Source organism: Pseudooctadecabacter sp., from assembly GCF_965657175.1.
In the GTDB taxonomy this organism is placed as follows: domain Bacteria; phylum Pseudomonadota; class Alphaproteobacteria; order Rhodobacterales; family Rhodobacteraceae; genus Octadecabacter.
In genome coordinates this window covers 170684-197118 of sequence record NZ_CBFHNH010000002.1, presented here as the reverse complement: position 1 = coordinate 197118, position 26435 = coordinate 170684, and the positions used below count along the sequence as shown (strand labels likewise).

Below are 26435 nucleotides of genomic sequence, written 5' to 3'. Positions count from 1 at the left end.
TGTAGGACAGAAGTTTCCGATAGGCAACACGCTGGTCAGATCATTTTACCAATTTTACCCGCCCTCGCGCCCCTTTTCACGGCGACACCGTTCAGAACAATAGCGGACCTCGTCCCAGACCTTTTCCCACTTCTTACGCCAGGTAAATGGCCGCCCGCAGGTGGCACAGTCTTTTTGCGGCAGGTCGGATTTCTTGCGGGTCTTGGGCATCTACAAATCAAAGCTCAGCTGGGTGTCGGGGTGGTCTGTTTTGCGCGGTTTGCGTTTGGCGCGGTCATTGACGAAGCGCCCCTGCCGGTCCTTGCGAGAGGCGTGTTTTCGAATGATCTCGGCGGCCTCGCTTCTGAAATCCTCACCGTTGCGGACAGCCCAGATGCGCGCACGGGCGGCACGGGCGGCCTCCATCACATCAACGATGGGCGGCGGATAGCGAAGCGTCTGCGCCCCGTCCCAGAGCCACGGTTCTTGCAGATAGGCATCGGGCACCGCGCGCAATTCGGGCACCCATCGGCGGGTGAATACCCCTGTCGGGTCCTGATCCTTGCCCTGTTTGACGGGGTTATAAATGCGGACCGTGTTCATGCCCGTCGTGCCCGATTGCATCTGGGCTTGCGACCAGTGAATGCCCGGTTCGTAATCGGTAAACATCCGCGCCAGATGAAGACCGCTGGCGCGCCAATCCAGCCACAGATGATAGGACGCCACCGCCTGCACCATGGACCGCATCCGGAAATTCAGCCAACCCGTGGCGTTCAGGCTGCGCATACAGGCATCAACAAACGGCAGCCCTGTTTCGCCCTTTTCCCAAGCGGTCCGCAAAACGGGGTGATCTTCGCGCATGTGTTCGTAGGCGGAATGCAGGCAATGGGTTTCGATCCGCGGCTGATCTTCGAACTTTTGGATAAAATGATCGCGCCACGCCAGCCGGGATTGAAAGGATTTCAACGATTTGCGCCATTGGCTGTCGATGTCGTCTTGCTGGCGCGCCCCGGTCGCGTGCGCGATTTCGCGGATCGACAGGCTGCCTGCGGCGATGTGCGGCGACAGGCGCGAACAGGCGGTGGCACCCTCCAGCGGGGTCGACATGGCACGGCGGTAGTCGTGCCCCCGCTCGGTTAGAAAGCTGCCGAGCAATGCCAACCCACGGCGGCGTCCGCCGGGCTGGCGGTCGGCAATCGGATCAGCGGGGCCTTTGGGCAACGGATCAGACGGCACATCCGGCCCCCGCAGTGCCTGGGGCGGTTCAACCCGTGCTGCAAAAATCCGCCCGTCGCGCTGCTTGGCCCAACCATCCCGCGACCCCATGCGCCGCACCACGCCAGAGGATGGACATTCCACACACCGCACCCCCTGCCCCCGCGCCCATGCGTGGACCCGCAGATCACGGCGGTAGGTCCAAAGATTGCCGGTTTCCTCATGAGCCAGCAGCGTCGTAGCGCCGTACTGCTGACGCACCCCCTCCAACACCTGGACGGCATCGCCGGACCGCACCACCAAGGGCGTGCCAAGGGCTGTGAGGTCTCGGTCCAACTCCTCCAGACAGTCGCGGATAAACGCCCATTGTCGGCCTGACGTGTCGGGCAGCGCCCAGTAGTCCGGCTCATATATATAGAGCGGAATCACGGGACCCTCCGCCGCGCGCAAAAGGGCGGCATTGTCCTGCACACGCAGGTCCCGTTTGAACCAAAGGATATTCATGCCCCATGACATAGGGGCTTCGCCCCTGTCCGCCAGTGGGGTCTTGTCCGCCAGTGGGGTGCGGCATAGGTACCGCCTTAACCCCACCTTATGCCGGAGCCTTCGATGAAAGACGCAGCCCCCCAGACGATCTACCTCAAGGATTATCGACCCTTCGGCTATCACATTGATGACGTACACCTGACCTTCCGCCTGTCGCCTGAGGCCACGCGGGTTGTGGCGCGCATGTCCGTGCGGCCCAATGCGGAGTATCCGGGGGAGTTTTTCCTTCATGGGCAGGATCTGAAACTCATCTGGGCCAAGATCGACGGGGCCGAGGTTGCGCCGGATGTGACCGATGCGGGCCTGACCTGCCCTGTCCCCGATGCGCCCTTCGTGTGGGAGGCCGAGGTTGAAATTTCGCCTGCGACGAATACGGCGCTTGAGGGGCTGTACATGTCGAACGGCATGTATTGCACACAGTGTGAGGCCGAAGGGTTCCGCAAGATCACCTTCTACCCCGACCGTCCCGATGTGATGTCCGTGTTCACTGTGCGCATCGAAGGCGATCTGCCGGTACTGTTGTCCAACGGCAATCCCGTGGGCCAAGGCGACGGTTGGGCCGAATGGCACGACCCATGGCCCAAACCGGCCTATTTGTTCGCACTGGTGGGGGGCGATCTGGTGGCCCATCCTGGCCAGTTTACGACGATGTCGGGCAAAGACGTCGCCCTCAACATTTACGTCCGCCCCGGCGCGGATGAGGACAAATGCGCCTTCGGGATGGAGGCGTTGAAAAGGTCGATGACGTGGGATGAGAAGGTTTATGGCCGCGAATACGACTTGGACATTTTCAACATCGTGGCTGTCGATGACTTCAATATGGGCGCGATGGAGAACAAGGGATTGAACATTTTCAATTCCAGCTGTGTTCTTGCCTCACCGGAAACCAGCACCGACGCCAATTTCGAACGCATCGACGCGATCATCGCGCATGAGTATTTTCACAACTGGACCGGCAACCGCATCACCTGCCGCGACTGGTTCCAACTGTGCCTGAAAGAGGGTCTGACCGTCTTCCGCGACCAGCAATACACCGGCGATCAAGGCAGCCATGCGGTCAAACGGATCGAGGACGCGATCGTGCTGCGGTCCCATCAATTCCGCGAAGACAACGGGCCCCTCGCCCATCCCGTGCGCCCCGAAAGTTTCATTGAGATCAACAACTTCTACACAATCACTGTCTATGAAAAAGGGGCGGAGCTGATCGGGATGCTCAAACGGCTGGTGGGGGACGCGGCCTATTACAAAGCGCTCGACCTTTATTTCACGCGTCACGATGGACAGGCCGCGACGATTGAGGACTGGCTGAAGGTCTTTGAGGACAGCACAGGCCGTAATCTGACCCAGTTCAAACGCTGGTACGAACAGGCGGGCACGCCGCGTCTGGCCGTGACCGAAGACTTCAAGGACGGCACCTATGCGCTGACCTTCACCCAAACGACACCGCCCACACCGGGGCAGGACACCAAGGCCCCGCAAGTCATCCCCGTGGCCGTGGGCCTGCTGTCGGACGACGGGACAGAGGTCCTGCCCACCCAAGTGCTGGAGGTGACAGAGGCTGAACAGACCTTTACCTTTGACGGCTTGGCCGCAAAACCCGTGCCGTCCATCCTGCGCGATTTCTCTGCCCCTGTGATTTTGCAGCGCGATCAGACCAGTGCGGAACGTGCGTTTTTGATGGCACACGACACGGACCCGTTCAACCGGTGGGACGCAGGCAACGCCCTTGCGCGTGACGTCTACCGCCGCATGGTGACCGAGGACGCAGCACCTGATGCGGCCTACCTTGATGGCATCGCCGCCATTCTGCGCGACGACAGCCTTGACCCCGCCTTCCGTGCCTTGGTCCTGTCTTTGCCGTCCGAGGACGACATGGCGCAGGATTTGGCGGATGCGGGCCACACCCCCGACCCCACGGCCATTCACCATGCAGGCGAAGCGTTGCGCGTCGCCATGGCGCAACATCTGCAAGACATCCTGCCCCGCGTGCGCGCCGATATGGCGATCGATGGCCCCTATTCGCCCGATGCGAAATCCGCTGGGAAACGCAGCCTTGGCAACGCCTGTCTGGCGCTGCTGTCGCGTCTTGATGGCGGGGCTGCAGCTGCGGCGCAGTACAAAGCGGCCGACAACATGACTATGCAAATCGCAGCATTGGCCTGCCTGCTGAAGATCGGCAAAGGCGCTGGTGAAAGTGCGGCGTTCCGCGCCCAATGGCGCGAAGACCGCCTTGTCATGGACAAATGGTTCGGTCTCACGGTCAGTTCCGCGGCGCCCCAAAACGCAGCCGCCACCGCCGCGCGACTTACGCAAGAGCCTGATTTCGATATGAAAAACCCCAACCGTTTCCGTGCGGTCTTTGGCGCATTGGCAGGGCATTCCGCAGGGTTCCATGACCCGTCTGGTGACGCCTACCGTCTGTTGGGGGATTGGTTGGGCCAGTTGGACGCGATCAACCCGCAAACAACCGCACGGATGACGACCGCCTTTGCCACGTGGAAACGATACGACGGTGACCGTCAGGCCATGATCCGCGCTGTATTGGAGGGGCTTGCGGCCACACCAAACCTGTCCCGCGATACCGGCGAAATGGTGGGGCGGATGTTGGGCGACACCCCTTCCTGAGGGGCGCATCAGCCGCTAGGCTGGTTTTACGCCCCATGAAGGAGCCCCCCATGCCCGTCCTGATCGCCCTGTTGGGCATCGCCGTCACCGCCTACATCTGGGCGCACCGCGCCAGCCGCGCCCGCGATGTGTTGGGCGATGTGCCGGATATGGCCAATGACGTGCGGTTGGCCGCGCGGCGGTTCGGGTTCAAACGCAACACCAACATCCACCCCGTTGAAAGCATCGAAGACCCGCGGCTGGCCATCGCGGCCATCGCGACGGCGTTCGTTGAACTGGACAATCTGCCAACAGCAGAGGACCGGCAACGGTTGACCGTTCAGCTGCGCGCCACCCTGCGGGCCAACGAAGACGAAGCGCAAGAGATGGAAATTCTGGGCCGGTGGTTCATGGCCGAATGCGGCGGGGCTGAACCTGCCATCGCCCGCATTTCGCGCAAACTGTATAAACTGGGCGGGGCCGAACAGATGGACCCCCTCATGGCGGTGCTGAAAGGCGCGACCGTGAGGGAGCTGACCCAAAAGCAACGCGACGCCCTCGAAGACATCACCCGCGCCATGCGTGTGCGATGATCTACCTGTGGACGCGCCAAGGCCGCAGGCCGGCTACAATTTGCGCCGTTTTGTGCCTATGGATCGGTGCCTTGGCTTTGTGGGCCGTGTTTGACGCGGCATGGTTCGTGCTGGCGATCATTCTGCTGGCCTCCCTTCCGGCGATGTTAGATGTGATCCGCAATCCAGAGGTGCGGTTGGAGGTCTGGGACGGGCGCATCGTGTGGCTGTCCGGTCTGCGCAGCGATGAGAGTGCCAATATCCAGCGCGTCAGGCTGGATCGGCGGTTTGACGGCGGGATGCGGATCACCTTGATCCATTCGGAAATCGCCCACACCCGACTTCCCCCCGACATCGTCCCACCCGTCGATGCCTTTGAGGCTGCGCTGAAATCCGCTGGGATACCGGCGGAAAAACACCCGTTCTCCCCCTTCTGACGGCAGGGTTTTGCCGGAACAAAACTGTCATCCGGTTGTTGTCGATCCGTTACATGAATTTGGTGAAAGCCCAGATTATGAAAGATCGCATCGACCCTTTGATCGCTGAACGCGCGCCTTGGCTGTATCGAAACAGCCTGGCCGCCAGCTGCGCACGAGGCGCGCTGGATCACGCTTTGTCCTACGATGAAACTGTGCGCATCGCGACGGGCTTGCGCGACGCGGACGGGGCCTGCGTGATGGACCAGATGTATCGCAAGCTGGCCCGACATGTGGATGTGCGCGGCCTTGAAAATGTGCCGCGTCAGGGTGGTGCCTTGGTGGTAGCAAACCACCCGACGGGCATTGCTGATGGCATCATTCTGCATGGGCTGTTGGCCGCTGTGCGGCCCGATCTGTTCTTTTTCGCCAACAAAGACATCCTGCGGGTCATGCCGCAACTGGCCCCGATGATTGCGCCGGTGGAATGGCGGACAGACCACCGCAGCCATGGCAAGACCCGTGAGACGATGACGTTTCTGCGCGATGCTGTCGCCAAGGACCGCCTTGGGGTGATCTTTCCCTCGGGTCGGCTGGCCAAGCGACGCGGGCTTCGGCTGCATGAACGGCCATGGATGGCGTCAGCGGCCATGTTGGCGCGCAAATATGACCTGCCCGTTGTTCCCATCAACATCCGCGCACGCAATTCGGCGCTGTTTTATCTTTTCGACATGATCCACCCGACCCTGCGGGACATCACGCTGTTTCATGAAACGTTGAACAAGGACCGCCAGCCGTTTTCGATCACCGTGGGCGAGGCGATTTCGCCCTCGGCCCTGCCGAAAAATTCCGACGACGGGATTGCGCTGCTGCGCCGTGCGACCTTGGCATTGGGGGATGATGGCCGCCAAAGCGTCAGCCTTGTGACCACGTCGCGGGGGCTGGCGCGGGCCTAGCCTTCGGTGCGGGTCGAAAGTGTCGCGGCGGGCAAGGGCCGCGCCACGGGACGAAGGCTTGTCGCCATATCAAAATTCGGGCGGCAGTAATCTTGCGTACGGGTCCATGCGGCCATTTCAGCGATCTTGCTGGGCTTGGTCATCGGCCCCCAATCGGCGGCGACCCCGCGCCAGCGGCTGTCGCGCACGGCAATGGCATTATCGCGGGGCACGGTGACATTCATGATGCGGATCGCACAGCTGAGGTTGTCCTCGGGGTCCTTCAACGCCTCACCGGTCGTGGCGCGGCAGCCGTAGCGGCGGGCGGTGTCCGGATAGATCTGCAACAGACCGTACCACAGGTTCGGCCCCCCGACGGCGGTCGGGCGGTAGGTGCTTTCGTGTTTGGCCAAGGCCGACATCATCCCCACCCAGAACGCCCGCCGCAAATGGGGCGGGTTGTTTACATAGGCGGGGCACCAATTGGCGATATCGCGGGGTTCGGTTTCTTCCAGTCGCGACCCATGTGTGCGCAGCGCCGACAGGGCCGCACGGGTCCAGCTGGCGCTGTCATCGCGGAAATCCCAGCGGGCGTCGGGGATGTAATTGACGCGGGCGATGGGCCGCATGGACGGGTTTTCGCTGATGACGACAGGATAGCGCAGCATATGGGCGGGACGCACCAGCGGACGCACGGCGGCCAGAGCCGCACGGGCTGTTTCAGCACGCAAGGCCGCCGCATCTTCGCGGGCGAAGGGACGTGTCGCCGTCGTTGGGCCCTGCGCCAAGGCGGCGGTGCCCAATGCGATGGTGAGAATCCCCCCCAGGATCGCTCTCATAGCAAACATGGGCGTTTGATGGCCTGCGTGGAGGCGTTTTGCAAGAAAAACACTGTTGTAAGGCGTTTTCCCGCCCGTCCCGAACAACATATTGCGGATGCGGTGGCCCCACACGCAACGCGCCGTCTTGAAGCCCGCCCCGCGCGCGGCTATTCACGCGTGAAACCCCACCGCAGCGGAGCCTGACATGCTGGACCTCACCTACGACACGCCGACGCCCAAAACCATCGCAGGTGCGACGGGAGACTGGGAACTTGTGATCGGTCTTGAGGTCCACGCCCAAGTGGCCACCAAAGCCAAGCTGTTTTCCGGTGCCTCCACCCAGTTTGGCGCAGAACCCAACAGCAACGTGGCCTTCGTGGACGCGGGCATGCCCGGCATGTTGCCGGTCATCAACGAAGAATGCGTGGCCTTTGCGGTGAAAACCGGTCTGGGGCTGAAGGCAGAAATCAACCTGACCTCCGCCTTTGACCGCAAAAACTATTTCTACCCCGACCTGCCGCAGGGCTATCAGATTTCACAGCTCTACCATCCCATCGTGGGCACTGGTGAGGTGCTGGTAGAGCTTGGCGACGGCACCGCGCGCAACGTGCGCATCGAACGGATCCATCTGGAACAGGACGCCGGCAAATCCATTCACGACATGGACCCGACCATGTCCTTTGTCGACCTGAACCGCACCGGTGTGGCGCTCATGGAAATCGTCAGCTTCCCCGACATTCGCGGCCCCGAAGAGGCCGCCGCCTACGTGGGCAAGCTGCGCCAGATCATGCGCTATCTGGGCACCTGCGATGGCAACATGCAAAACGGCAACCTGCGCGCGGATGTGAACGTGTCCGTCTGTCGCCCCGGTGATTATGAAAAATTCCAGGCCTCGGGCGATTTCGGCCATCTGGGCACGCGGTGCGAGATCAAGAACATGAACTCCATGCGGTTCATTCAGGCCGCCATTGACATGGAGGCCCGTCGCCAGATCGCGATCATTGAAGACGGTGGCGCCGTGGTGCAGGAAACGCGCCTTTATGACCCCGACAAAAACGAAACGCGGTCCATGCGGTCCAAAGAAGAGGCCCATGATTACCGGTATTTCCCCGATCCCGACCTGCTGCCGTTGGAGATTGAACAGGCATGGGTCGATGACATCGCGGCCTCCCTTCCCGAATTGCCTGACGACAAAAAAACACGGTTTATCAAGGATTTCGGCCTGAGCGACTATGACGCGTCGGTGCTGACCGCGGACGTGACCAATGCCGCCTATTTTGAGGCCGTGGCCGAAGGCGGTGATGGCAAACTGGCGGCCAACTGGGTCATCAATGAATTGTTCGGTCGCCTGAAAAAGGACGATCTGGGCATTGCGGACAGCCCGATTTCCGCCGCACGATTGGCTCAGATCGTGGCTTTGATCAAATCCGACAAGATCAGCGGCAAGATCGCCAAAGACGTGTTCGAGATCGCCTATACATCGGACCGCGACCCCGAAGAGATCGTGAAAACCGAAGGCATGGAACAGGTCACAGACACCGGCGCCATTGAGGCCGCCGTGGACGAGATCATCGCGGCCAACCCCGCGCAGGTGGAAAAGGCCAAGGCCAATCCCAAGTTGGCCGGTTGGTTCGTGGGTCAGGTGATGAAGGCCACAGGCGGCAAGGCGAACCCTGCGGCAGTCAACAAACTGGTGTCGTCCAAGCTGGGCCTTTGATCCAAAGGTCTGCTGCGCAGGCTGTTTTGTTTGATTTGGGGGGCGCTGCCCCCGCCGCTGTTTGCGAACCCCAGAAGATATGGTGGACACCAGCGGCCTGAGCACCACGTCTTGTGGTGCGGTGATTTATCCTTGTTTTTCTTGGCCTTGGCCTGCGTTCTTGATATGAACCGTCAGGGCAGAATGAGGGACGTCATGACCGGATATGAGTATAAAGTGGTGCCAGCACCGACGCGACCATTGAAAGCCAAGGGGGTCAAAGGCACCCCTGCTCGGTTTGCCAATGCGCTCGAGACGGTGATGAACGACCTTGGGACCGACGGCTGGGAATACCAGCGCACGGACACCTTGCCCGTGGAAGAACGTCAGGGCCTGACCGGCAAAACGACCACATTCCAGAACATGCTGGTCTTTCGACGTGCCTTGGGTGCCGCCGCTGCACCACAGGTCGCAGCCCTGATCGAAGACCAATCTGCGCCGGATGATTTAAGCGCCCCACCGCAGGTGGCCGCCCAAGACGTGGCAGAAGATACGGAGGCCATGGTGGAGGCTGAGGCCGAAGTGGCACCTGCCGTCAACGAGGCAGACAGCGCCGATGCGCCGGATGAAGCCGAAAGCGCCGATGAACGGGTAGACGCGACCCTGAAATCCGAGGCTTTTACCTTCCCGTGGAACAAGCGCGACAAGTCCAATGGCCGCGCCGATGACACCCAGCCTGCGGCCGAGTGATTATTTGATCTGAAGCGACAGCGCGTGAATGCGGCCCATAACCTCGGGCCCCAAGGCCGCGTGGATGGCGCGGTGTTTGGCGATCCGCGATTGCCCCTCAAACGCATCTGACGCGATTTCGACGCGCCAGTGGCTTTCGCCCGTGCCGTCATCGCCCGCGTGACCTGCGTGCAGATGGCTTTCGTTGATGACGTTCAACATGGACGGTGTGAATGCCGTTTTAAGGTTGCCTGTAATTTGTTCTTCTAAAGTCATTTATTTTGGCCCCTGCCCCTTCTATCCGCTGACCAATGGTTTACTATCTCTGCTCCTGACAAGAAAGGTGAAGTGATGCGCAAAGATGATCCTTTTGGTTTTGACATGTCGGTGTCGTCTTCCAAGAAGAAGAACCCGCGGGGCCGTCGTGGCATGTCCGGCGCATCCGAGACGTCGACGCGGGTGTGCGAAAAGCCGGGCTGCGAAGAGGCGGGCAAGTACCGTGCGCCCAAAAACCCCGATGTGCTGGATGACTATTACTGGTTCTGCAAGGACCATGTGCGCGAATACAATCTTGGCTGGAATTTCTTTGAAAACACGACCGAGGCGGAACTGAACGCTCAGGCCAGCAAGGACCGCGTTTGGGAACGTGAAACCAAGCCTTTTGGCAAGTCTGACGAACAGCGCGCTTGGGCGCGGTTGGGCGTGGACGACCCCCATCAGGTGTTGGGTGCCAATGCGACGCAGAACCCGGGCAAATCCACCACCGGATCGACCCGCCGCCTGCCCGCCACCGAACGCCGCGCGATCGAGATTTTGGAGGCTAAGGATCACTGGACCAAGCCCGAGATTCGCAAAGCCTACAAAAAGCTGATCAAGGTGCTGCACCCTGACATGAACGGCGGGGACCGGTCACAGGAAGAGCAGCTGTCCGAAGTTGTCTGGGCTTGGGATCAGATCAAATCGAGCCGCAGTTTCCGCGACTGACCCTTAGATAAACCGACCACGCAGCCGGACCGTCAGGCTGTCTGGGTGGTCGGGGACGGTCATCCGTGCCGGTGTGAAGATCGAATCGCGTTCCCGCTGGTAGATGCCCAACAACATGTGGATGCCCGACATGTTCACGACCCACAGCATCAACAACACGGGCGTGCCCAGCAAAGTCACACAGACAATGAACGGGCCAAACATCGTGCCATAAAGCGGCAGGCCCAATGTGCCGCCGATCAAAGCGCCCACAAATGTCACCCAAATCCCGCCAGCGATGGCGCGCAGGGCCCCTTGGATGCCGGTTTGCCCCATGCGGTCCCCGGACAGGAACAGGGACACCACGCCGCCCAAGGATGAGGCCGCGACGATCCACCATTGGTATCCCGTTAGCCGGTCAAACAGCGCCGTTTGGTCCAGATGCAAAACCGCCAGAAAACCCAGCGCGCCGCTGCTGACGGCAATCAACAAGAAGGCCAACACGCGGGCGCGTGTGCCTTCGGAAAGTTTGGTTCGTTTGCGCAAAAATGGACGCATGGGTCCTCCGATTTCTGGGGACCTTATTGCGAAGGTTTGAGGCACCGGTGTGACGCTTGGGATCAAAGGCCGAAATGATATGTTTCCGCGATGTGGACAATCGTACGGCCAAAAGGCGCTAAACCCTTGAAATACTTAAGCTGGCCAGGGTTGGGACGAGCGTTAGATCACGCGGCACGGAACACCAGTGACACACCGTTCAGACAGTGCCGTTTGCCGGTGGGTTGGGGACCATCATTGAAGATATGCCCCAAATGGCTGCCGCACCGATCACAGTGACATTCGGTGCGGGTCATGAAGAAACGGGTGTCCACATGGGTGCCGATGGCGTTGGGCAGCACATCAAAGAACGACGGCCAGCCAGTGCCGCTGTCGTATTTATGTTCTGAGCTGTACAGCGCCTGATCGCAGCCACGGCAATGATAAACGCCCGCGTCATAGACTTTATCCAAAGGGGACGACCCTGCCCGTTCGGTGCCTTCTTCGCGCATCACGCGATATTGCAGGGGCGTCAGCATGGCGCGCCATTCGGCATCGGTGCGGGTGATTTCGAACGCGCCTTGGGCCGGACGGGACTGGCCTGCGGTGAAGGCGGCGGTCAGGGCGGCAAAGGAAAATGTACGGCGGTTCATAGGGCTCTCCGGTGTGGATTGGGTCGGTAATACACCGTGCGCCGCACAATCTGGGATGATTCAATGCGCGGCGCACGGATTTGTGACCAAGGGTCCGATCACGGGTTACGTTCTGGGATACATACCTTGGACCCTTGGACCAGCTGCCAGTTCTTATTGTTGTGGCAGCATAACGCGGTCGATGACGTGAATAACGCCATTCGACTGATCGACATCGGCAATCGTGACAGTCGCCACGCGGCCGTTTTCATCCGTCAGGGTGATCGCATCGCCGTCCATCTGTGCGGTCAAAACGCAACCGCCCAGTGTTTCGACGGCCTGTGTGCCTCCGCTGTCGGCGATCATGCCACCAATCGCATCGGAAAACACTTCCGCACCAACAACGTGGCAGGTCAGAATTTGTGTCAATTGTGCTTTGGCGGAGGGGTCCAGCAGCGCCGCAAGGCTCGCGTCCGAGATCATGTCAAAGGCGTCATCGGTCGGGGCAAATACCGTGAACGGGCCGGGACCGGACAGGGTCTCAACCAGACCAGCAGCCTGAACCGCAGCCACAAGCGTAGTGTGGATGGGGGAATTCACTGCGTTTTCGATGATGTTTTGTTCGGCCAGCATCTCTGCTCCGCCCACCATGGGGTTTTCGGCGTGGGCGTCTGCCATGGCAAAGCTTGCCGTCAGTGTCAGGGCTGTGGCGGATACGAGGGTCTTGGTAAGCATAAAGGTCTCCAGTGTCTTTCGACGTCGCACCGCGTGATTGCGGCGCTTATGGAGAAGACACGAAGACCGAAACGCCTAAGTTTCAGACGTTTCGATTTTATTTCGCTAAAGGGTCGTGATTTCGCCCACGGCCAAGACCGCCCCAGTGGGCGCCCCTGTGGGGGAGCCGCCCGGCGGTTCGTCTGAGATCGCAAGGACCCCGCCGATCAGCCGGTCGCGCAAATCCTCAGGCACGGCGATCTGATCCAACACCTGATTTTGCGCCAAGACGCCCAAAGACACCGGAGCGTCTTCACCGGAAATCAGCCACAGTTCCAGAACACGGCCCGGCGCGCTCGCGCCCACGCGGCGTTCGACAAACAGGTTGCCGTCATCAGTATAGGCAGCCGCCACGACAAGGGTGTTATCCTCTGCGATCATCTGCGCCACAAGGGTTGGGGTCGGTTCCCCAGGTTGGGTAAAGACACCGAATTCGACCGCCGTGTAAAGCACGAGGGCGGCCGCAGCGGCCCCCATGAAGGCCGGAATAATGCCCAGCTGGCGCAACAAGCCAAGTCGGCTTTCGCCGAAGGCCTCGCGACGGATGCGTTTGAACACTCCACGCGGCGGGGCAACGGGGGCCACGGCCTCGGTCATGGCGGCAAAGCGGTCTTGCCATGCGTTCACTTCGATGGCGAACGCAGGGTCGCTGCGCGCCTTTTCGGTCGCATCGGCATGGGCCTGACCGGTCAGAACGCCCAAGGCATATTCTGCGGCCAACACATCGTCGCCGAAATCATCGGGGGTCAGGCTGTCATCGGTCATCGGCTCAAGCAGTCCTTCAGGCGCATCAGGCTGCGGCGCAGCCATGTTCTCATTGTATTCAGGGGCACGTCGAAACGGGCCGCAAGATCGGCGTAGGTGTCGCCATCAAGATAGGCCCCCTGCACGGCGGCCGATCTGTCCGGGTCGAGTTCGTCAAGGCACGCAAAGATTTGCGCACGTTCTGAGGCCGCAATCGCCAAAGCCTCTGGGCCTTTGGCGGGATCGGCCAGTTCGGGGGCGTCATCCAGCGTTGTGCTGGGACGGATCTGACGCAGCTTGTCGATCGATCTGTTGCGGGCAATGGTGGCCAACCAACTGATCGGGCTTGCTTTTCCGGCGGAGTACGTCTGCGCACCCCCCTGCCACAAACGCAAATAAACGTCCTGCAAAACCTCTTCTGCTGCTGCGCGGTCCTTTAAGACACGCAACATGATCCCAAAGAGTTTCGCGGAGGTCGCAGAATAAAGCGCCTCGAACGCTTTATGATCCCCCATGCCAATGCGCAGGATCATATGTTCGATATCGTCCGGTGTCGTCATGGCGAAATGCATTCCCTGAAGTCCGTTTCCGACAATGACAGATCGTCCCAGTATGGCAAGCAATGTCGCAGCCCCCCTTCCCCTTGCAGCGAACCGCGATATGTTGCATCCCGAAGCGCGAATACGACGAAATTTTTCTTGAAAGTGAAGGCACGGATATGGCCGACGGAACCTTGGACCCGATGATGAGACCCACCGAAGACGTATCTGTGCGTGAGGTGTTCGGCATCGACACTGATATGACGGTCAAGGGCTTCGCACCAGGCATGAGCGACCGCGTGCCAGAGATCGATCCGACCTATAAATTTGATCCCGACACGACTTTGGCGATCTTGGCCGGTTTCGGCTACAACCGCCGCGTCATGGTGCAGGGCTATCACGGCACGGGTAAATCCACGCACATCGAACAGGTCGCCGCCCGCCTGAACTGGCCCTGTGTGCGTGTGAACCTTGATAGCCACATCAGCCGGATTGATTTGATCGGTAAGGACGCGATCAAACTGCGCGACGGCGTTCAGGTCACGGAATTCCACGAAGGCATCCTGCCGTGGGCGCTGCGCAATCCTGTGGCGATCGTGTTTGACGAATATGACGCAGGCCGCGCCGACGTGATGTTCGTGATCCAGCGTGTGCTGGAAACCGACGGCAAGCTGACGTTGATGGACCAGAACGAAATCATCACGCCAAACCCCAACTTCCGCCTGTTTGCGACAGCCAACACCGTGGGCCTTGGCGACACCACAGGCCTCTATCACGGCACCCAGCAGATCAACCAAGCCCAGATGGACCGCTGGTCGCTGGTCGCGACATTGAACTACCTCAGCCATGATGCGGAAACGAACATCGTCCTGTCCAAAGCCCCGCAGTTCAACACCGAGGCCGGTCGCAAGACCGTCAGCCAGATGGTCACCGTCGCGGACCTGACGCGGACGGCCTTCATGAACGGCGACCTCAGCACCGTGATGTCCCCCCGCTCTGTCATCGCATGGGCCGAAAACGCGCGGATTTTCCAAGACGTGGGCTACGCCTTCCGCCTGTCATTCCTCAACAAATGTGACGAGTTGGAACGCCAGACCGTGGCAGAGTTCTACCAGCGCTGCTTTGACGAGGAACTGCCCGAAAGCGCGGCAAGCACGTCACTTGGCTGATCTGACCACCTGATCACAAACACCACCTCGAAAAGACCGCGCCCCAAGGCTGCGGTCTTTTTCTTTGCGCCCTCCCCCGACCCGTTAAAAGTTTCCATACTGCAAACTTGACGGGCGGAAAAATATGCCCAATGCTGAAAACATGAGCAGAAAAAGAACAACGCAGCAGGCAGTTGTTTTCGCAGCATTGACCTGCCTTTTTGCGCCGCCCGCGGTGGCCGACTTCAGCGATCCCCTTCGACTGTTTGCATCCTGCGCGGGGCGCTTATCCGCACAGATGGAACATGAATGGCTGATGAATGATGACCGCGCCCGTCAGACCGAACAGCAAAGACGCATGATGGTGGACCTTGTCTTTGCCACAATGGACCAAGGACAGGGGCGGCAGGTCCTCAATTGGCGGATCGAGGCCAAATCCGCCCACTCCGCCCTTTTGACCCGCGCCACCTTCCGCGAAGACGATTGGGCGAAGGGACGCGCAGCAGAACTTGTGCAGTCTTGCACGACGCTTTTGATATCTTGACTGATTGATCCCCAGAAGTCGCCGCGCGCTCTGGTTTTCCATGTCGCGGGGCACTAGGTTGCAGGTCAACACGCGCCGTAAGAGACCTCAATGAACAAACCCTCCGACAATCCCGCCGATCCGTTCAAAAAGGCACTGGCCGAGGCCACGAAGGTCATGGCCGACGATCCGGAATTGGCCGTCAGCTTTACCGTGGACCCGCCCGGGGCCACGCGCGAAACCGTGCGTCTGCCACAGGTCAGCCGCCGGATGACCCGCGAAGAGGTGTTGATCGCGCGCGGGACGGCGGATGCCTATGCGCTGCGCCACAAGTATCACGACGCAGGTGTGGCCGCGAAATACATGCCGCAGGGCCAGATGGCCCAAGACCTGTTCGCCGCCATGGAAAACGCGCGGGTCGAAGCCGTGGGCGCGCGTCATATGCCCGGCACAGCGGGCAATATCGACGCCAAGATCGGCAATGAGGCGATCCGCAAGGGGTATGACCAGATCCGTGAGGCGTCCGAGGCGCCGCTGGCCACGGCCGCGGGCTATTTGATCCGTCATCTGGCGACAGGCCGCGATATGCCGCGCGGGGCCGAGAACGTCATGGACCTGTGGCGCGGGTTTATTGAGGACACTTGCGGCGGCACGCTGGAAGGGTTGCAAGACACGCTTGAAGATCAGGCGGCCTTCGCCAAATTTGCGCGCCAGATCATTCAGGACATGGGCTACGGCGACCAGCTGGGCGATGACCCCGATGACATGGGCGACAACGAAGAGGACGCCAACACCGGCGAGGAGGAGGAGCAGGAGCCCGAATCCACCGGTCAGGATGACGGTGACGAGGACGAAACCGAAGGCACGCCGGAACAATCCCAAGAAGAACAGCAGGATTCGGCTGAAGCTCAGGTTTCAATGGATGACAGCGCGGAATCGGAGATGGCCGAGGAAGCAGAGATGCCCGAAGGCGAGGCCCCGATGGAGCCCCCCGCCCCCCAGCCCGTGTCCGATGCCGACCCCAACTATGTGGTCTATTCCACCGATCACGACGAAGAAATCGGGGCCGAGGATTTGGCCGAACCGGCGGAGCTGGAACGCCTGCGCGCCTATCTGGATCAACAGCTGGAACCGCTCAAAGGGGCGGTGTCGCGGCTGGCCAATAAATTGCAACGCCGTTTGCAGGCCCAGCAAAACCGCAGTTGGTCCTTTGATCAGGAAGAGGGCATTCTGGACGCGGGCCGTTTGGCACGGGTTGTGGCCAACCCCACGACGCCCTTGTCCTTCAAGGTGGAACAGGACACCGAATTTCGCGACACCTGTGTGACGCTTTTGCTCGACAATTCCGGGTCCATGCGCGGGCGGCCCATTTCCATTGCGGCCATTTGCGCGGACGTGTTGGCGCGCACGTTGGAACGGTGTCAGGTGAAGGTCGAAATCCTCGGGTTTACGACGAAAGCTTGGAAAGGCGGGCTGAGCCGTGAAGGTTGGCTGGCCGAGGGCCGCCCGCAACAACCGGGCCGCCTGAATGACCTGCGTCATATCGTCTACAAGGGGGCCGATGCGCCATGGCGGCGCAGCCGCGACAACCTTGGTCTGATGATGAAGGAAGGTCTGCTGAAGGAAAACATCGACGGTGAGGCGCTGGAATGGGCGCACCGCCGGATGATGGCCCGGCCCGAGGCCCGCAAGGTGCTGATGGTCATTTCCGACGGCGCACCGGTGGATGACAGCACGTTGTCTGTTAACCCCGCCAATTATCTGGAAAAACATCTGCGCGATGTGATCGCCATGGTCGAAAAACGGCGCGCGGTGGAATTGATCGCCATCGGGATCGGCCATGATGTGACGCGGTATTACGACCGTGCGGTGACCATTACGGATGTGGAACAGCTGGCCGGCGCCATGACCGAACAACTGGCGAGCCTGTTTGACAGCGACCCGCGCAAACGGGCCCGTGTCTTGGGAATGCGCAAGGCTGGATAGGTCTGGCGCGACGTTGACGCGTCGGATGTGAGTATTTTTGGCAAAACGAAACAGGGGGTGCGCATGTTTCAGACATTTGAGGTGACCTCTTCACCGCAGGCGGGCCCTGCCCGTCTTGCGAAACTGCGCAATCTGATGGCCGAGCGCGACGTGGACGGGTTTATCGTGCCACGTGCGGACCGGTTTCAGGGGGAATATGTGGCACCGGCCGATGACCGATTGGCGTGGCTTACAGGGTTCACCGGATCGGCCGGTTTTGCCTGTGTTCTGAAGGACATCGCAGGCGTGTTTATCGACGGTCGCTACCGTGTTCAGGTGCGCGATCAGGTGGCGGATGTGTTCACGCCTGTCCATTGGCCCGAAACCCAGCTGCACGATTGGGTGCGTGCCCAAGAGGGTGTCAAACGGCTGGCCTATGATCCATGGCTGCACACGGTCGGGCAAGTCGAGGCGCTTGAAAAAGGGCTGGCCGGGTCGGGCGTCACCTTGGTGCCCACGGACAATCTGATTGATGTGATCTGGGACGACCGCCCGGCCCCACCCCATGCGCCCTTCACGGCCTATCCCGATGATTTGGCAGGGGAACGTTCGACCGACAAGCGCGCGCGATTGGCAGACGCTTTGCGCGATGCGGGCCACCGCGCGGCCTTCATCGCGTCGCCTGACAGCATTGCGTGGCTGCTTAATATTCGTGGGACAGACATTCCGCGCAATCCGGTGCCCCATGCCATGGCGATCTTGCATGATGATGCGCGGGTTGAGGTGTTTTGCCAGCCGGAGCAGGCCGCCGATCTGTCCCTTGATGATGGCGTGGTCGTCCTACCCGAAGGCGCTGTACTGGCCGCTTTGACGGATCTGGACCATCCTTTGCGACTTGACCCCGACCGCACGCCCTACGCCATCGCACAATCCCTGCAGGACGATCATTGGGTCAAAGGGCAGGATCCCTGTGTCTTGCCCAAAGCCCGCAAAACCAACGCCGAAATCTCAGGCGCCCGGGACGCCCATCTGCGCGACGGCGCGGCCATGGTGCGGTTCCTGGCCTGGCTGTCCGCACAGGCCCCCAAGGGCGGGTTAACGGAAATCGACGTGGTCACGGCCCTTGAAGGATTTCGGCGCGATACCAACGCCTTGCGCGATATCTCGTTCGAGACCATCTGCGGCGCAGGCCCTCATGGGGCCATTGTGCATTACCGCGTGTCCGAAGACACCAACCGCCCCGTGTCTATGGGTGAGCTGCTGCTGGTGGACAGCGGCGGGCAGTATATGGACGGAACCACCGACATCACCCGCACCCTTGCTGTGGGTCAGGTCGGGACGCTGGAAAAGACCTGCTACACACGCGTTCTGCAAGGCATGATCGCCATCAGCCGCGCGCGGTTTCCCAAGGGCGTGCGCGGCAGTGATCTGGACGCGCTGGCGCGCTATCCGCTGTGGCTGGCCGGGCAGGATTACGATCATGGAACAGGACACGGCGTGGGGGCCTATTTGTCTGTCCACGAAGGACCACAGGGCCTGTCGCGCAGGTCGATGACGCCGCTTGAATCCGGCATGATCCTGTCCAATGAACCGGGGTATTACCGTGAGGGCGCCTTTGGCATTCGCATCGAAAACCTGATCGTGGTGCAGGAGGCCGCTGCGATCGAAGGCGGCGATGATCGCGCGATGCTGGACTTTGAAACGCTCACCTTCGTCCCGCTGGACAGGCATCTGATTGAGGTGACGTTGCTGTCATCTGACGAACACGCTTGGATTGACCGCTATCATTCTGATACACTGCAAAAAATCGGCCCACGTGTAGAGGGATCGGCGCTTGATTGGCTCACTGCCGCTTGCGCCCCCTTGTAACCTAGACGTTACACAACACATCTACGCGCAGGCCGTGATATCCGGGATCGAAGGGTCGAGGATCAACCGCTTTTTTGGGGAGGACATCGCTATGGGCGATTACATCAAGATCAGACCGGCACAGGGTACATGGACCGTACGCGCAGCCGGCGCCGTATTGGCCGAGACGGAAAACGCGCTGGAACTGGCCGAAGGCGACTACTCCGAGGTGATCTATTTCCCCCGTGATGACATCTCTATGGCGTTTTTCGAAAAATCCGACACGGTATCGACCTGCCCGCATAAGGGTGTCGCCACCCATTATGATTTTGTCGCCAAAAGCGGGACATTCAAGGACGCCGCGTGGTCCTACGAGGACCCGAAAGACGACGTGGCGCAGATCAAAGGCTACCTTGCATTCTACACCAATAAGGTCGCGGTTGAGCAGCTTTAGGGTCAGGACCCTAGGAATGTTCTTCCGCAGCCGTCGCCGCCAAGGCGCGGTTGAAGGCGCGCAAAGCATCCACCTGAAACAGGGCCCCGCGCAATTCCGGCGGGCCATCGCCCTGTGCTGGGGCCACGACGGGGATGAAGCTTGATCCCGTGGCCTCAATGATCGGCATCGCTTGATCGAGGGTCTTGTCCTCAAACACGTAAGTGCCCTCTTTGATTAGGGTCGCACAGGTCTCAGCGTCGGCGGCGCGAGGGTGATCCATGCTGCGCATCACCGATGACACCTGAAACGTGCCCAGCAGATAGGCCTGTGGCCCTGCCGCCAGATGCACGCCGCGTCGTTCCAACTGCGTAAGGAAAAAACTGCGGTCGACCAATCGGGACGCCAGTGCCGACGACAGGGACACCGACACCATCACCGCGATACCGGTCTGCCAGTCGCCGGTCAGTTCAAACACGATCAAGGTTGTCGAAATCGGTGCGCCCAGCACCGCCGCCGACACCGCGCCCATGCCTGCCAGCGCATAAAGCGTGCCTTCACCGGACACGTCAGGGAAGATGGCCGTGGCCACAATGCCGAACGCCAAGCCCGTCAACGCGCCCACCATCAACGAAGGCGAAAACACGCCCCCGCCCATGCGGCCTGCCATGGTGATGCCCACGGCAAAGATTTTGATGATGACGAAGACCACAGCCTCATGAAACAGCAGCCGTCCTGTCAGCGCGTCCGACGTGGTTTCATATCCGACGCCGATGATGTGGGGATAAAAGATCGCGATGGCGCCCAGCAAAAGCCCCGCAAGCGCGGGCCGCAGATATCGTGGCAGGCCCGTGCGCTGCTGCAGGGCGCTGGCGGTGTCGTCCATCCAGAAAATCACCCGCATCAGGATGACGGCGATCAAACCGCACAAAAGGCCAAGGATCAGGAAGGCGGGCAATTCCACGTAGAAGGCGAGGATGTTTTGGTTCGGCAACATGAATTCCGTCACATCGCCGTAGACCAGCCTGTTGATGACCGTCCCCGCGACAGAGGCGATCACGATGGGCGCAAAGGCGTGCACGGCAAAATGGCGCAACACGACCTCAAGCGCGAAAAGCGCGCCCGCGATGGGCGCATTAAAGCTGGCGGAGACCGCCGCCGCCACAGCGCAGCCCAGCAAATCCCGCCCGGTGATGCCGTCTGCGCGGATCAACTTACTGATGTAGCTTGATAAAATGCCGGCCAAGTGAACCACCGGCCCTTCACGGCCCGTTGATCCACCGGTGGACAGGGTGATGAAAGACGCCGCAGCCGATGCAAGGCCACGGCGGCGTTCCACACGGCCTTCGTAAAGGGCAGCGCCTTCGATCACATCGGCCACCGACCGCACGCGCCCGTCGTCTGTAAACCGGTTCAGCAGCAGACCGACGGCCAGACCGCCCAATACGGGGATCGTCAGGATCCACCACCAATCCAGATTGGCGATGGTCGTGTGCAGGTTGGCCACGTCATCAGTGCCATAGAGCCGCGTTTGCAACGTCTCAATCCCGAAGCGAAAGGCAATGGCCAGAAGGCTCGCCCCGATGCCCACCAGCAAAGCGATAAACCAGAACTGCACCTGGCTGGGTCCACGGGTGCGCACCACACCCCAAGCATCGCGGCACGCGCATAGGGCGTCATCAACGCCCTGCCCGATCACCGACTTTTGCGGCTTGCTCATCGCAGCCCCTTTGCTTTCCCTTGGCGGATGGCTGGTCTAGTGTTTGGCGACTGCAATGGGGGTTCTATGTCCATCGAAACCGCGCTCCATGCGCTACGTTCTTTGTTAGGCGATCGGCTGTCGCTGTCCAAGTCCGATTTGGACACACATGGCCAATCAGAATCGCACTTTGCCGTAACCCCGCCCGACGCGGTGGCCTATCCGCAGAACACCGGCGAGGTGGCGCAGATCGTGGCGATCTGTGCCGACCACGCCTGCCCCGTGATGGGATACGGCGCGGGCACGTCGCTTGAGGGGCACACATCGGCCATCCAAGGCGGCGTCACCGTTGATTTTCGTAACATGGCCGAGGTGGTCGAGGTCCGCGCAGAAGACATGACCGTCCGCGTGCAGCCCGGCATCACACGTGAGGCGCTGAACGACGCCCTGCGCGCCACAGGCCTGTTTTTTCCCGTGGATCCCGGTGCCAATGCGTCATTGGGCGGAATGGCGTCGACCCGTGCCAGCGGAACAACCGCCGTGCGCTACGGGACGATGCGCGACAACGTGCTGGCGCTTGAGGTCGTGTTGGCTGATGGCCGGATCATCCGCACCGGATCGGGGGCGCGCAAATCCAGCGCGGGCTATGATCTGACCGCGTTGATGGTTGGGTCTGAGGGCACGTTGGGCCTGATCACCGAATTGACCCTGCGCCTGCAAGGCCAGCCCGAAGCCGTGGCCGCCGCCACCTGTGCCTTTGGCACAATCGACGACGCCATTGCCGCTGTGACGGCCACCATCGCCATGGGCATCCCCATGGCGCGCATCGAATTTCTGGACACGGCCAGCGTGGTCGCCGTCAACGCCCATTCGGGCGCGACCTTTCCAGAAACGCCCCATCTGATGGTTGAATTCCACGGATCGGACACGGGCGTGGCCGAACACGTCGCGCGTTTTGGGGAGGTCGCGGAAGATTTCGGAGGGTCCGATTTCGATTGGGCCACCCGCCCCGAAGATCGCACAAGGCTCTGGCGGATGCGGCACCATGCCTATTGGGCCATTCTGGGGTGGCGCAAGGGCGCAAAGGCCATCGTCACGGACGTTTGCGTGCCGATCAGTGCCATGGCGCAGGCGATCGCGGAAACCCATGCCGACATTGATGCCTCCCCCATTCCGGCCCCCATTTTGGGCCATGTGGGGGATGGAAACTTTCACGCGATCCTGTTGATCGACCCTGACAGCGCCGAGGAACGGGCGGTAGCCAAGGACCTGTCCAATCGGATGGCAGACCGTGCGCTGGCCTTGGGTGGCACCGTGACCGGCGAACACGGGGTCGGCATGGGCAAGCTGGATTTCATGGGCGCGGAACACGGGGCCGGATGGGACGTCATGGCGTCGATCAAACGTGCCATGGACCCGCAGAATATCCTGAACCCCGGCAAAGTCGTGCGCATCAACGGCTAAGCAAATTCGCTTGTCTATTTCGAACATTTTTAGCGTCCATCTGACCGTGAACGACGCGAAACCTATCAGATTTTCAATCTGGCGCGGTCACGCGGCCAGAAGGGATTTCGCCGCTGCGCGGGCCTCATCCGTGATGCGATCACCTGAGATCATACGGGCAATTTCGTCCACGCGGTCGCCCTCAGACAGACCGACCACCGTCGACAGCGTCGCGTCCTTTGTCTGGCGTTTTTCGACCCGCCAATGATGATCCCCAAGGGCCGCGACTTGCGGGCTATGGGTCACGACCAGCACCTGTCCCTGCCCTGCCAGCTGCGACAACCGCCGCCCCACGGCGTCCGCCGTGGCCCCACCGACACCGCGATCAATCTCATCGAAGATCAAGGTCAGACCGGAGTCCGCCCTCGTCAGGCACACCTTCAACGCCAGCAAAAACCGGCTGAGCTCACCGCCAGAGGCGATCTTGCCGATGGGTCCCGCAGGCGCGCCGGGGTTGGTGGCGACGGTAAAGGCCACTTCATCCACGCCGTCGGGGCCTGCCTCTGCGGGACTTACATTGGTGACAAAGACCGCACGGTCCATTTTCAGCGGGGCGAGTTCTTTGGCCATGGCCGTGTCCAGCGCCTTCGCGGCCTTTGTGCGCGCCGCCGTCAAATCACCCGCCGCCATGTCGTAATGCGCCTGAGCCGCCGTGACCGCAGCCGTCAAATCGGCCAGATCGGATGCGCCTTGGTCCAAGGCGGTCAACCGTCCGCGCAAATCATCGGCAAAGGTGCCCAATTCATCGGGCAGAACATCATGCTTGCGGGCCAGACCGCGGATGGCAAAGAGCCGTTCTTCGATCTGTTCCAGTTCATGGGGGTTAAAGGCCAGCGCATCCATGCAGGCCTCCACGCCTGATTGCACCTCGCTCAATTCGGTCATCGCGCGATCTAGGGCGGCCAAGGCCCCCTCCAATGTGCCGTCTGCCTGCCCTGCAGCGTCAGACAGCCAACGTGCCGCGTCGCCCAGCATACCTTCGGCCCCTTGCAGGCCAAGCGCCTGATATGCCTTTGAAATGTCTTCACCGATCTTCTCGGCGGCCTGCATCCGGCGGCGCTGTTGATCAAGGGTTGCGTCTTCGCCAGCCTCGGGTGACAGCTTGTCCAACTCCGCCACCGCATGGCGCAAAAATTCCTCTTCCGCCTGCAATTCGGCCACCCGCGCCTCAGCCGTCACCAGCGCTTTTCGCGCATCGCTTAAGCTGCGCCACGCGGTGCGGACTTTGGCGATCTTGGCCGCCAGCCCGCCGAAATCATCCAGCAACATCCGGTGCCCGCGGGGGTTCAACAACCCGCGATCATCATGCTGTCCGTGCAATTCCACCAAGGTTTCAGACACACGCCGCAGGATGTCACCACTCACACGGCGGTCGTTGATCCACGCGGTCTTGCGCCCGTCGCGGGTATTGATGCGGCGCAGGATCAGCGCGTCGTCATAGGTAAAACCGGCCTCCCGCAGCACGTCCCACGCGGGATGGGTGTCGGGCAAATCGAACTCTGCCGTGACTTCCCCCTGTTCGGCCCCTTGGCGCACCAGTTCCGCACGGCCCCGCCAGCCCAGAACAAAACCAAGTGAATCCAGCAAGATAGACTTGCCCGCACCGGTTTCACCGGTCAGCACGTTCAGGCCGGGCTGGAACGCAAGCTCCAACCGGTCAATGATCAGCATGTCACGGATATCAAGATGGCGCAGCATGTCCCAAAGGACGGGGGGTTACCCCGCCTCCCCCGTCAGAGCCATTCGCCGCGCACCATCTGGCGATAAATCGCGGCCAGCCAGTTGTCGCCCAGAACCTGCGGTTCAAGCCCCTGACCGGTCAGCAGGGCAAAGCTGTCTTCGTACCATTCGGTGGACTGGTAATTGAACCCAAGAATCGCACCGGCGGTCTGTGCCTCTTCGACCAGCCCCAGTGACAGGTAGGATTCCACCAAACGGTGCAGCGCCTCAGGCGTGTGGGATGTGGTCTGGAAATCCTCAACCACCGTCCGGAACCGGTTCACGGCAGCGGCAAAGTGATCGCGTTTGAGGTAGAAACGACCGATCTCCATCTCTTTGGCCGCGAGATGGTCGAAGGCCAGATCGAATTTCAGCACAGACGACTGCGCATATTCGCTGTCGGGATAGCGTTCGATCACAACGCGCAGTGCCTGCAACGCTTGGAACGTCAGGCCCTGATCGCGGCCCACTTCGTCGATCTGATCGTAGTAGGACAGCGCCAGCAGATATTGTGCATAGGCCGCGTCTTCGTCGACGGGGTAGAAGTCGATGTAGCGTTGGGCAGAGGCGCGGGAATTGGGGTAATCCTGATCGCGGTGATAGGAAAACGCCTGCATGATCAATGCGCGTTTGGCCCATTCGGAATAGGGGTACAGACGCTCAATCTCACCGAAATAGAAGGCCGCATCATCGGCGTCGCCACGGGCCAATTCATATTCGCCCCTCTCGAAAATCTCTTGCGCTGTATAGCCTTCGAGTGCGCCTTCGGCACGGCTGTCAAAGCCGCCGCAGCCTGCCAACAGGCCAAGCGCCAAGGTGCCTGCGATCAGGCCAAATCGAAGTGATGTGCTGCTGCGGCCCAACATGAAAAGGCGCCCCCGCGTCAAATTCTTATCCGAAGATAGCCCTCGGTTACGACGGGTCTAGCACAGAAAAATGAGAGGAAAAATGCCTTTTGCGCGATCACGTTCACGCAACTGCGGGAAGGTCGGACCAACGAATTCCAGCACCTGGCAAACGCGCAGCCGTCGCCGCATCGGCCACGGCCCAGCCCCACGCGTCAGGGTCGTCAAAAAGGGCGCGCAACAAGGCGTTCGTCACAGCGTGACCCGCCTTTTGGCCGGTGTAACGGCCAAGGATCGGTGCACCGGCTGTGTACAAATCACCCAATGCATCCAACATCTTATGGCGCACGGCCTCATCACGGTGACGCAGGCCACCGGGGCTGAGAACCTCAGCACCGTCCACAACAACAGCGTTTTCCAACGTGCCGCCCAACGCCAGACCTTGGGCGCGCATGGCGTCCACATCCGACGACCGGCAAAACGTGCGGCTGTCGCACAATTCGCGCACAAAAGCGCCGTTGGACATGTTCAGGTGCTTTTCCTGATGACCGATGGCGCGGTCGGCGAAATCAATCTCAAATTCGATGTGCAGCGTGTCCGCCGGTGTCAGCGTCGCGGTCGCGCCGCCCACTGTCACTGTCACGGGTTTAAGGACTTCAATCACACGCAACGGTGCGGACATGGTCCGGACCCCTGCCCGCATAAAGCCCTCGACAAATTCCGCCGCAGACCCGTCAAGGATCGGCACCTCTGGTCCGCTGACCTCAATCAAAGCATTGTGGATGCCGCAGCCTGCGAGGGCCGCCATGATGTGTTCAATCGTCGACACTTTGGTGCCGGCCGCGTTTTCAATCCGCGTGTTGAGGGGCGACACGATAACGTTAGACCACAGTGCACTGACATCAGCGTGGTCCGTCACATCTGTCCGCCGAAAGACGATGCCATGATCCGCAGGAGCGGGACGCACAACGACCGAGGCAAAAGCGCCTGTGTGCAGGCCCTTTCCTTCGAATGCGACAATGGTGTCCAGCGTGGTTTGCACGGGTATAT

The 26435-nt window shown here is 60.8% G+C and carries 26 protein-coding genes; 13 read left to right on the top strand and 13 right to left on the bottom strand.

Features of this window, described 5'->3' with window-relative positions:
- Window positions 1–54 precede the first annotated feature (54 nt).
- Both ACTG36_RS03825 and ACTG36_RS03820 read right to left on the bottom strand, forming a co-directional pair.
- Entirely contained in the window at window positions 55–210 is a 156-nt protein-coding gene (locus ACTG36_RS03825) for a DUF2256 domain-containing protein (RefSeq protein ID WP_375280589.1), read from the bottom strand.
- Window positions 211–1698: an FAD-binding domain-containing protein gene (locus tag ACTG36_RS03820; protein WP_439141495.1), complete on the bottom strand. Its 1488-nt coding sequence runs from the start codon at window positions 1696–1698 to the stop codon at window positions 211–213. It lies immediately after the preceding gene.
- Window positions 1699–1803: 105 nt separating this feature from the next.
- Here ACTG36_RS03820 and pepN point away from each other — a divergent pair, with 105 nt between their 5' ends.
- From pepN to ACTG36_RS03800, 4 genes are all read left to right on the top strand, one after another.
- Window positions 1804–4365, top strand: a complete 2562-nt coding sequence (pepN, locus tag ACTG36_RS03815) for an aminopeptidase N (protein WP_375280591.1) — start codon at window positions 1804–1806, stop codon at window positions 4363–4365.
- Between the two features lie 50 nt (window positions 4366–4415).
- Window positions 4416–4937 (top strand): hypothetical protein, encoded by a 522-nt coding sequence (locus ACTG36_RS03810; RefSeq protein ID WP_375280592.1) that lies wholly within the window; start codon window positions 4416–4418, stop codon window positions 4935–4937.
- Window positions 4938–5008: 71 nt separating this feature from the next.
- Window positions 5009–5353, top strand: coding sequence for a hypothetical protein (locus ACTG36_RS03805; protein WP_375280593.1), 345 nt, complete (start codon window positions 5009–5011; stop codon window positions 5351–5353).
- Window positions 5354–5430: 77 nt separating this feature from the next.
- Window positions 5431–6288: a lysophospholipid acyltransferase family protein gene (locus tag ACTG36_RS03800; RefSeq protein ID WP_375280594.1), complete on the top strand. Its 858-nt coding sequence runs from the start codon at window positions 5431–5433 to the stop codon at window positions 6286–6288.
- On the opposite strand, the gene ACTG36_RS03795 is transcribed toward ACTG36_RS03800, so the two are convergent.
- Complete coding sequence (locus tag ACTG36_RS03795; protein WP_375280595.1) at window positions 6285–7115, bottom strand: transglycosylase SLT domain-containing protein; 831 nt, start codon at window positions 7113–7115, stop codon at window positions 6285–6287. The two genes, ACTG36_RS03800 and ACTG36_RS03795, sit on opposite strands and share 4 nt — an antisense overlap.
- A 178-nt stretch (window positions 7116–7293) precedes the next feature.
- Here ACTG36_RS03795 and gatB point away from each other — a divergent pair, with 178 nt between their 5' ends.
- A complete protein-coding gene (gatB, locus tag ACTG36_RS03790) occupies window positions 7294–8805 on the top strand; it encodes an Asp-tRNA(Asn)/Glu-tRNA(Gln) amidotransferase subunit GatB (RefSeq protein WP_375280596.1) in 1512 nt (503 codons plus the stop codon).
- Window positions 8806–9000: 195 nt separating this feature from the next.
- On the top strand, window positions 9001–9534 hold the full coding sequence (locus ACTG36_RS03785) for a DUF4177 domain-containing protein (RefSeq protein WP_375280597.1): 534 nt from the start codon (window positions 9001–9003) through the stop codon (window positions 9532–9534).
- Here the strand turns inward: ACTG36_RS03785 and ACTG36_RS03780 are convergent, their stop codons facing one another.
- On the bottom strand, window positions 9535–9789 hold the full coding sequence (locus tag ACTG36_RS03780) for a BolA family protein (protein ID WP_375280598.1): 255 nt from the start codon (window positions 9787–9789) through the stop codon (window positions 9535–9537).
- 75 nt (window positions 9790–9864) lie between these two features.
- On the opposite strand from ACTG36_RS03780, the gene ACTG36_RS03775 reads away from it, so the two are divergent.
- Window positions 9865–10497 (top strand): J domain-containing protein, encoded by a 633-nt coding sequence (locus ACTG36_RS03775; protein WP_375280599.1) that lies wholly within the window; start codon window positions 9865–9867, stop codon window positions 10495–10497.
- Window positions 10498–10500: 3 nt separating this feature from the next.
- On the opposite strand, the gene ACTG36_RS03770 is transcribed toward ACTG36_RS03775, so the two are convergent.
- From ACTG36_RS03770 to ACTG36_RS03750, 5 genes are all read right to left on the bottom strand, one after another.
- Window positions 10501–11034, bottom strand: a complete 534-nt coding sequence (locus tag ACTG36_RS03770) for a hypothetical protein (RefSeq protein ID WP_375280600.1) — start codon at window positions 11032–11034, stop codon at window positions 10501–10503.
- 167 nt (window positions 11035–11201) lie between these two features.
- The gene (gene msrB / locus ACTG36_RS03765; protein ID WP_375280601.1) at window positions 11202–11666 is read right to left on the bottom strand and encodes a peptide-methionine (R)-S-oxide reductase MsrB; all 465 of its coding nucleotides are present in this window, start codon (window positions 11664–11666) and stop codon (window positions 11202–11204) included.
- Window positions 11667–11819: 153 nt separating this feature from the next.
- Complete coding sequence (locus tag ACTG36_RS03760) at window positions 11820–12380, bottom strand: fasciclin domain-containing protein (RefSeq protein WP_375280602.1); 561 nt, start codon at window positions 12378–12380, stop codon at window positions 11820–11822.
- A 105-nt stretch (window positions 12381–12485) separates the two neighbouring features.
- A complete protein-coding gene (locus ACTG36_RS03755; RefSeq protein ID WP_375280603.1) occupies window positions 12486–13184 on the bottom strand; it encodes an anti-sigma factor in 699 nt (232 codons plus the stop codon).
- The gene (locus tag ACTG36_RS03750; RefSeq protein ID WP_375280604.1) at window positions 13181–13735 is read right to left on the bottom strand and encodes a sigma-70 family RNA polymerase sigma factor; all 555 of its coding nucleotides are present in this window, start codon (window positions 13733–13735) and stop codon (window positions 13181–13183) included. The genes ACTG36_RS03755 and ACTG36_RS03750 overlap by 4 nt, the downstream gene beginning before the upstream one ends.
- A 146-nt stretch (window positions 13736–13881) precedes the next feature.
- Here ACTG36_RS03750 and cobS point away from each other — a divergent pair, with 146 nt between their 5' ends.
- From cobS to ACTG36_RS03725, 5 genes are all read left to right on the top strand, one after another.
- Window positions 13882–14871, top strand: a complete 990-nt coding sequence (cobS, locus tag ACTG36_RS03745) for a cobaltochelatase subunit CobS (protein ID WP_375280605.1) — start codon at window positions 13882–13884, stop codon at window positions 14869–14871.
- Window positions 14872–15166: 295 nt separating this feature from the next.
- Window positions 15167–15394, top strand: a complete 228-nt coding sequence (locus ACTG36_RS03740; protein ID WP_375280606.1) for a hypothetical protein — start codon at window positions 15167–15169, stop codon at window positions 15392–15394.
- A 90-nt stretch (window positions 15395–15484) separates the two neighbouring features.
- Window positions 15485–17359, top strand: a complete 1875-nt coding sequence (gene cobT, locus ACTG36_RS03735) for a cobaltochelatase subunit CobT (RefSeq protein WP_375280607.1) — start codon at window positions 15485–15487, stop codon at window positions 17357–17359.
- Window positions 17360–17422: 63 nt separating this feature from the next.
- Window positions 17423–19207 (top strand): aminopeptidase P family protein, encoded by a 1785-nt coding sequence (locus ACTG36_RS03730; RefSeq protein WP_375280608.1) that lies wholly within the window; start codon window positions 17423–17425, stop codon window positions 19205–19207.
- A gap of 91 nt (window positions 19208–19298) precedes the next feature.
- Window positions 19299–19640, top strand: coding sequence for a DUF427 domain-containing protein (locus ACTG36_RS03725; protein WP_375280609.1), 342 nt, complete (start codon window positions 19299–19301; stop codon window positions 19638–19640).
- Window positions 19641–19650: 10 nt separating this feature from the next.
- On the opposite strand, the gene ACTG36_RS03720 is transcribed toward ACTG36_RS03725, so the two are convergent.
- Window positions 19651–21339, bottom strand: coding sequence for a chloride channel protein (locus tag ACTG36_RS03720; protein ID WP_375280610.1), 1689 nt, complete (start codon window positions 21337–21339; stop codon window positions 19651–19653).
- Between the two features lie 66 nt (window positions 21340–21405).
- Between ACTG36_RS03720 and ACTG36_RS03715 the strand changes: the two genes are divergently transcribed.
- Window positions 21406–22782, top strand: coding sequence for an FAD-binding oxidoreductase (locus ACTG36_RS03715; protein WP_375280611.1), 1377 nt, complete (start codon window positions 21406–21408; stop codon window positions 22780–22782).
- Window positions 22783–22869: 87 nt separating this feature from the next.
- Here the strand turns inward: ACTG36_RS03715 and recN are convergent, their stop codons facing one another.
- From recN to lpxC, 3 genes are all read right to left on the bottom strand, one after another.
- Window positions 22870–24519, bottom strand: a complete 1650-nt coding sequence (gene recN, locus ACTG36_RS03710; RefSeq protein ID WP_375280612.1) for a DNA repair protein RecN — start codon at window positions 24517–24519, stop codon at window positions 22870–22872.
- Between the two features lie 35 nt (window positions 24520–24554).
- Complete coding sequence (locus ACTG36_RS03705; RefSeq protein WP_375280613.1) at window positions 24555–25406, bottom strand: outer membrane protein assembly factor BamD; 852 nt, start codon at window positions 25404–25406, stop codon at window positions 24555–24557.
- A gap of 103 nt (window positions 25407–25509) precedes the next feature.
- Window positions 25510–26427 (bottom strand): UDP-3-O-acyl-N-acetylglucosamine deacetylase, encoded by a 918-nt coding sequence (gene lpxC, locus ACTG36_RS03700; RefSeq protein WP_375280614.1) that lies wholly within the window; start codon window positions 26425–26427, stop codon window positions 25510–25512.
- Window positions 26428–26435 lie beyond the last annotated feature (8 nt).

What these genes read in the sequence shown, in the direction of transcription:
- ACTG36_RS03705 (WP_375280613.1), bottom strand. Translation starts at nt 25,406, where the DNA reads ATGTTGGGCCGCAGCAGCACATCACTTCGATTTGGCCTGATCGCAGGC.
- ACTG36_RS03725 (WP_375280609.1), top strand. Translation starts at nt 19,299, where the DNA reads ATGGGCGATTACATCAAGATCAGACCGGCACAGGGTACATGGACCGTA.
- ACTG36_RS03820 (WP_439141495.1), bottom strand. Translation starts at nt 1,698, where the DNA reads ATGAATATCCTTTGGTTCAAACGGGACCTGCGTGTGCAGGACAATGCC.
- ACTG36_RS03715 (WP_375280611.1), top strand. Translation starts at nt 21,406, where the DNA reads ATGTCCATCGAAACCGCGCTCCATGCGCTACGTTCTTTGTTAGGCGAT.
- ACTG36_RS03825 (WP_375280589.1), bottom strand. Translation starts at nt 210, where the DNA reads ATGCCCAAGACCCGCAAGAAATCCGACCTGCCGCAAAAAGACTGTGCC.
- gatB (WP_375280596.1), top strand. Translation starts at nt 7,294, where the DNA reads ATGCTGGACCTCACCTACGACACGCCGACGCCCAAAACCATCGCAGGT.
- ACTG36_RS03785 (WP_375280597.1), top strand. Translation starts at nt 9,001, where the DNA reads ATGACCGGATATGAGTATAAAGTGGTGCCAGCACCGACGCGACCATTG.
- ACTG36_RS03730 (WP_375280608.1), top strand. Translation starts at nt 17,423, where the DNA reads ATGTTTCAGACATTTGAGGTGACCTCTTCACCGCAGGCGGGCCCTGCC.
- ACTG36_RS03740 (WP_375280606.1), top strand. Translation starts at nt 15,167, where the DNA reads ATGAATGATGACCGCGCCCGTCAGACCGAACAGCAAAGACGCATGATG.
- cobT (WP_375280607.1), top strand. Translation starts at nt 15,485, where the DNA reads ATGAACAAACCCTCCGACAATCCCGCCGATCCGTTCAAAAAGGCACTG.
- ACTG36_RS03800 (WP_375280594.1), top strand. Translation starts at nt 5,431, where the DNA reads ATGAAAGATCGCATCGACCCTTTGATCGCTGAACGCGCGCCTTGGCTG.
- ACTG36_RS03755 (WP_375280603.1), bottom strand. Translation starts at nt 13,184, where the DNA reads ATGACCGATGACAGCCTGACCCCCGATGATTTCGGCGACGATGTGTTG.
- msrB (WP_375280601.1), bottom strand. Translation starts at nt 11,666, where the DNA reads ATGAACCGCCGTACATTTTCCTTTGCCGCCCTGACCGCCGCCTTCACC.
- ACTG36_RS03720 (WP_375280610.1), bottom strand. Translation starts at nt 21,339, where the DNA reads ATGAGCAAGCCGCAAAAGTCGGTGATCGGGCAGGGCGTTGATGACGCC.
- ACTG36_RS03760 (WP_375280602.1), bottom strand. Translation starts at nt 12,380, where the DNA reads ATGCTTACCAAGACCCTCGTATCCGCCACAGCCCTGACACTGACGGCA.
- recN (WP_375280612.1), bottom strand. Translation starts at nt 24,519, where the DNA reads ATGCTGCGCCATCTTGATATCCGTGACATGCTGATCATTGACCGGTTG.
- pepN (WP_375280591.1), top strand. Translation starts at nt 1,804, where the DNA reads ATGAAAGACGCAGCCCCCCAGACGATCTACCTCAAGGATTATCGACCC.
- ACTG36_RS03810 (WP_375280592.1), top strand. Translation starts at nt 4,416, where the DNA reads ATGCCCGTCCTGATCGCCCTGTTGGGCATCGCCGTCACCGCCTACATC.
- ACTG36_RS03775 (WP_375280599.1), top strand. Translation starts at nt 9,865, where the DNA reads ATGCGCAAAGATGATCCTTTTGGTTTTGACATGTCGGTGTCGTCTTCC.
- cobS (WP_375280605.1), top strand. Translation starts at nt 13,882, where the DNA reads ATGGCCGACGGAACCTTGGACCCGATGATGAGACCCACCGAAGACGTA.
- ACTG36_RS03750 (WP_375280604.1), bottom strand. Translation starts at nt 13,735, where the DNA reads ATGCATTTCGCCATGACGACACCGGACGATATCGAACATATGATCCTG.
- ACTG36_RS03795 (WP_375280595.1), bottom strand. Translation starts at nt 7,115, where the DNA reads ATGTTTGCTATGAGAGCGATCCTGGGGGGGATTCTCACCATCGCATTG.
- ACTG36_RS03770 (WP_375280600.1), bottom strand. Translation starts at nt 11,034, where the DNA reads ATGCGTCCATTTTTGCGCAAACGAACCAAACTTTCCGAAGGCACACGC.
- ACTG36_RS03780 (WP_375280598.1), bottom strand. Translation starts at nt 9,789, where the DNA reads ATGACTTTAGAAGAACAAATTACAGGCAACCTTAAAACGGCATTCACA.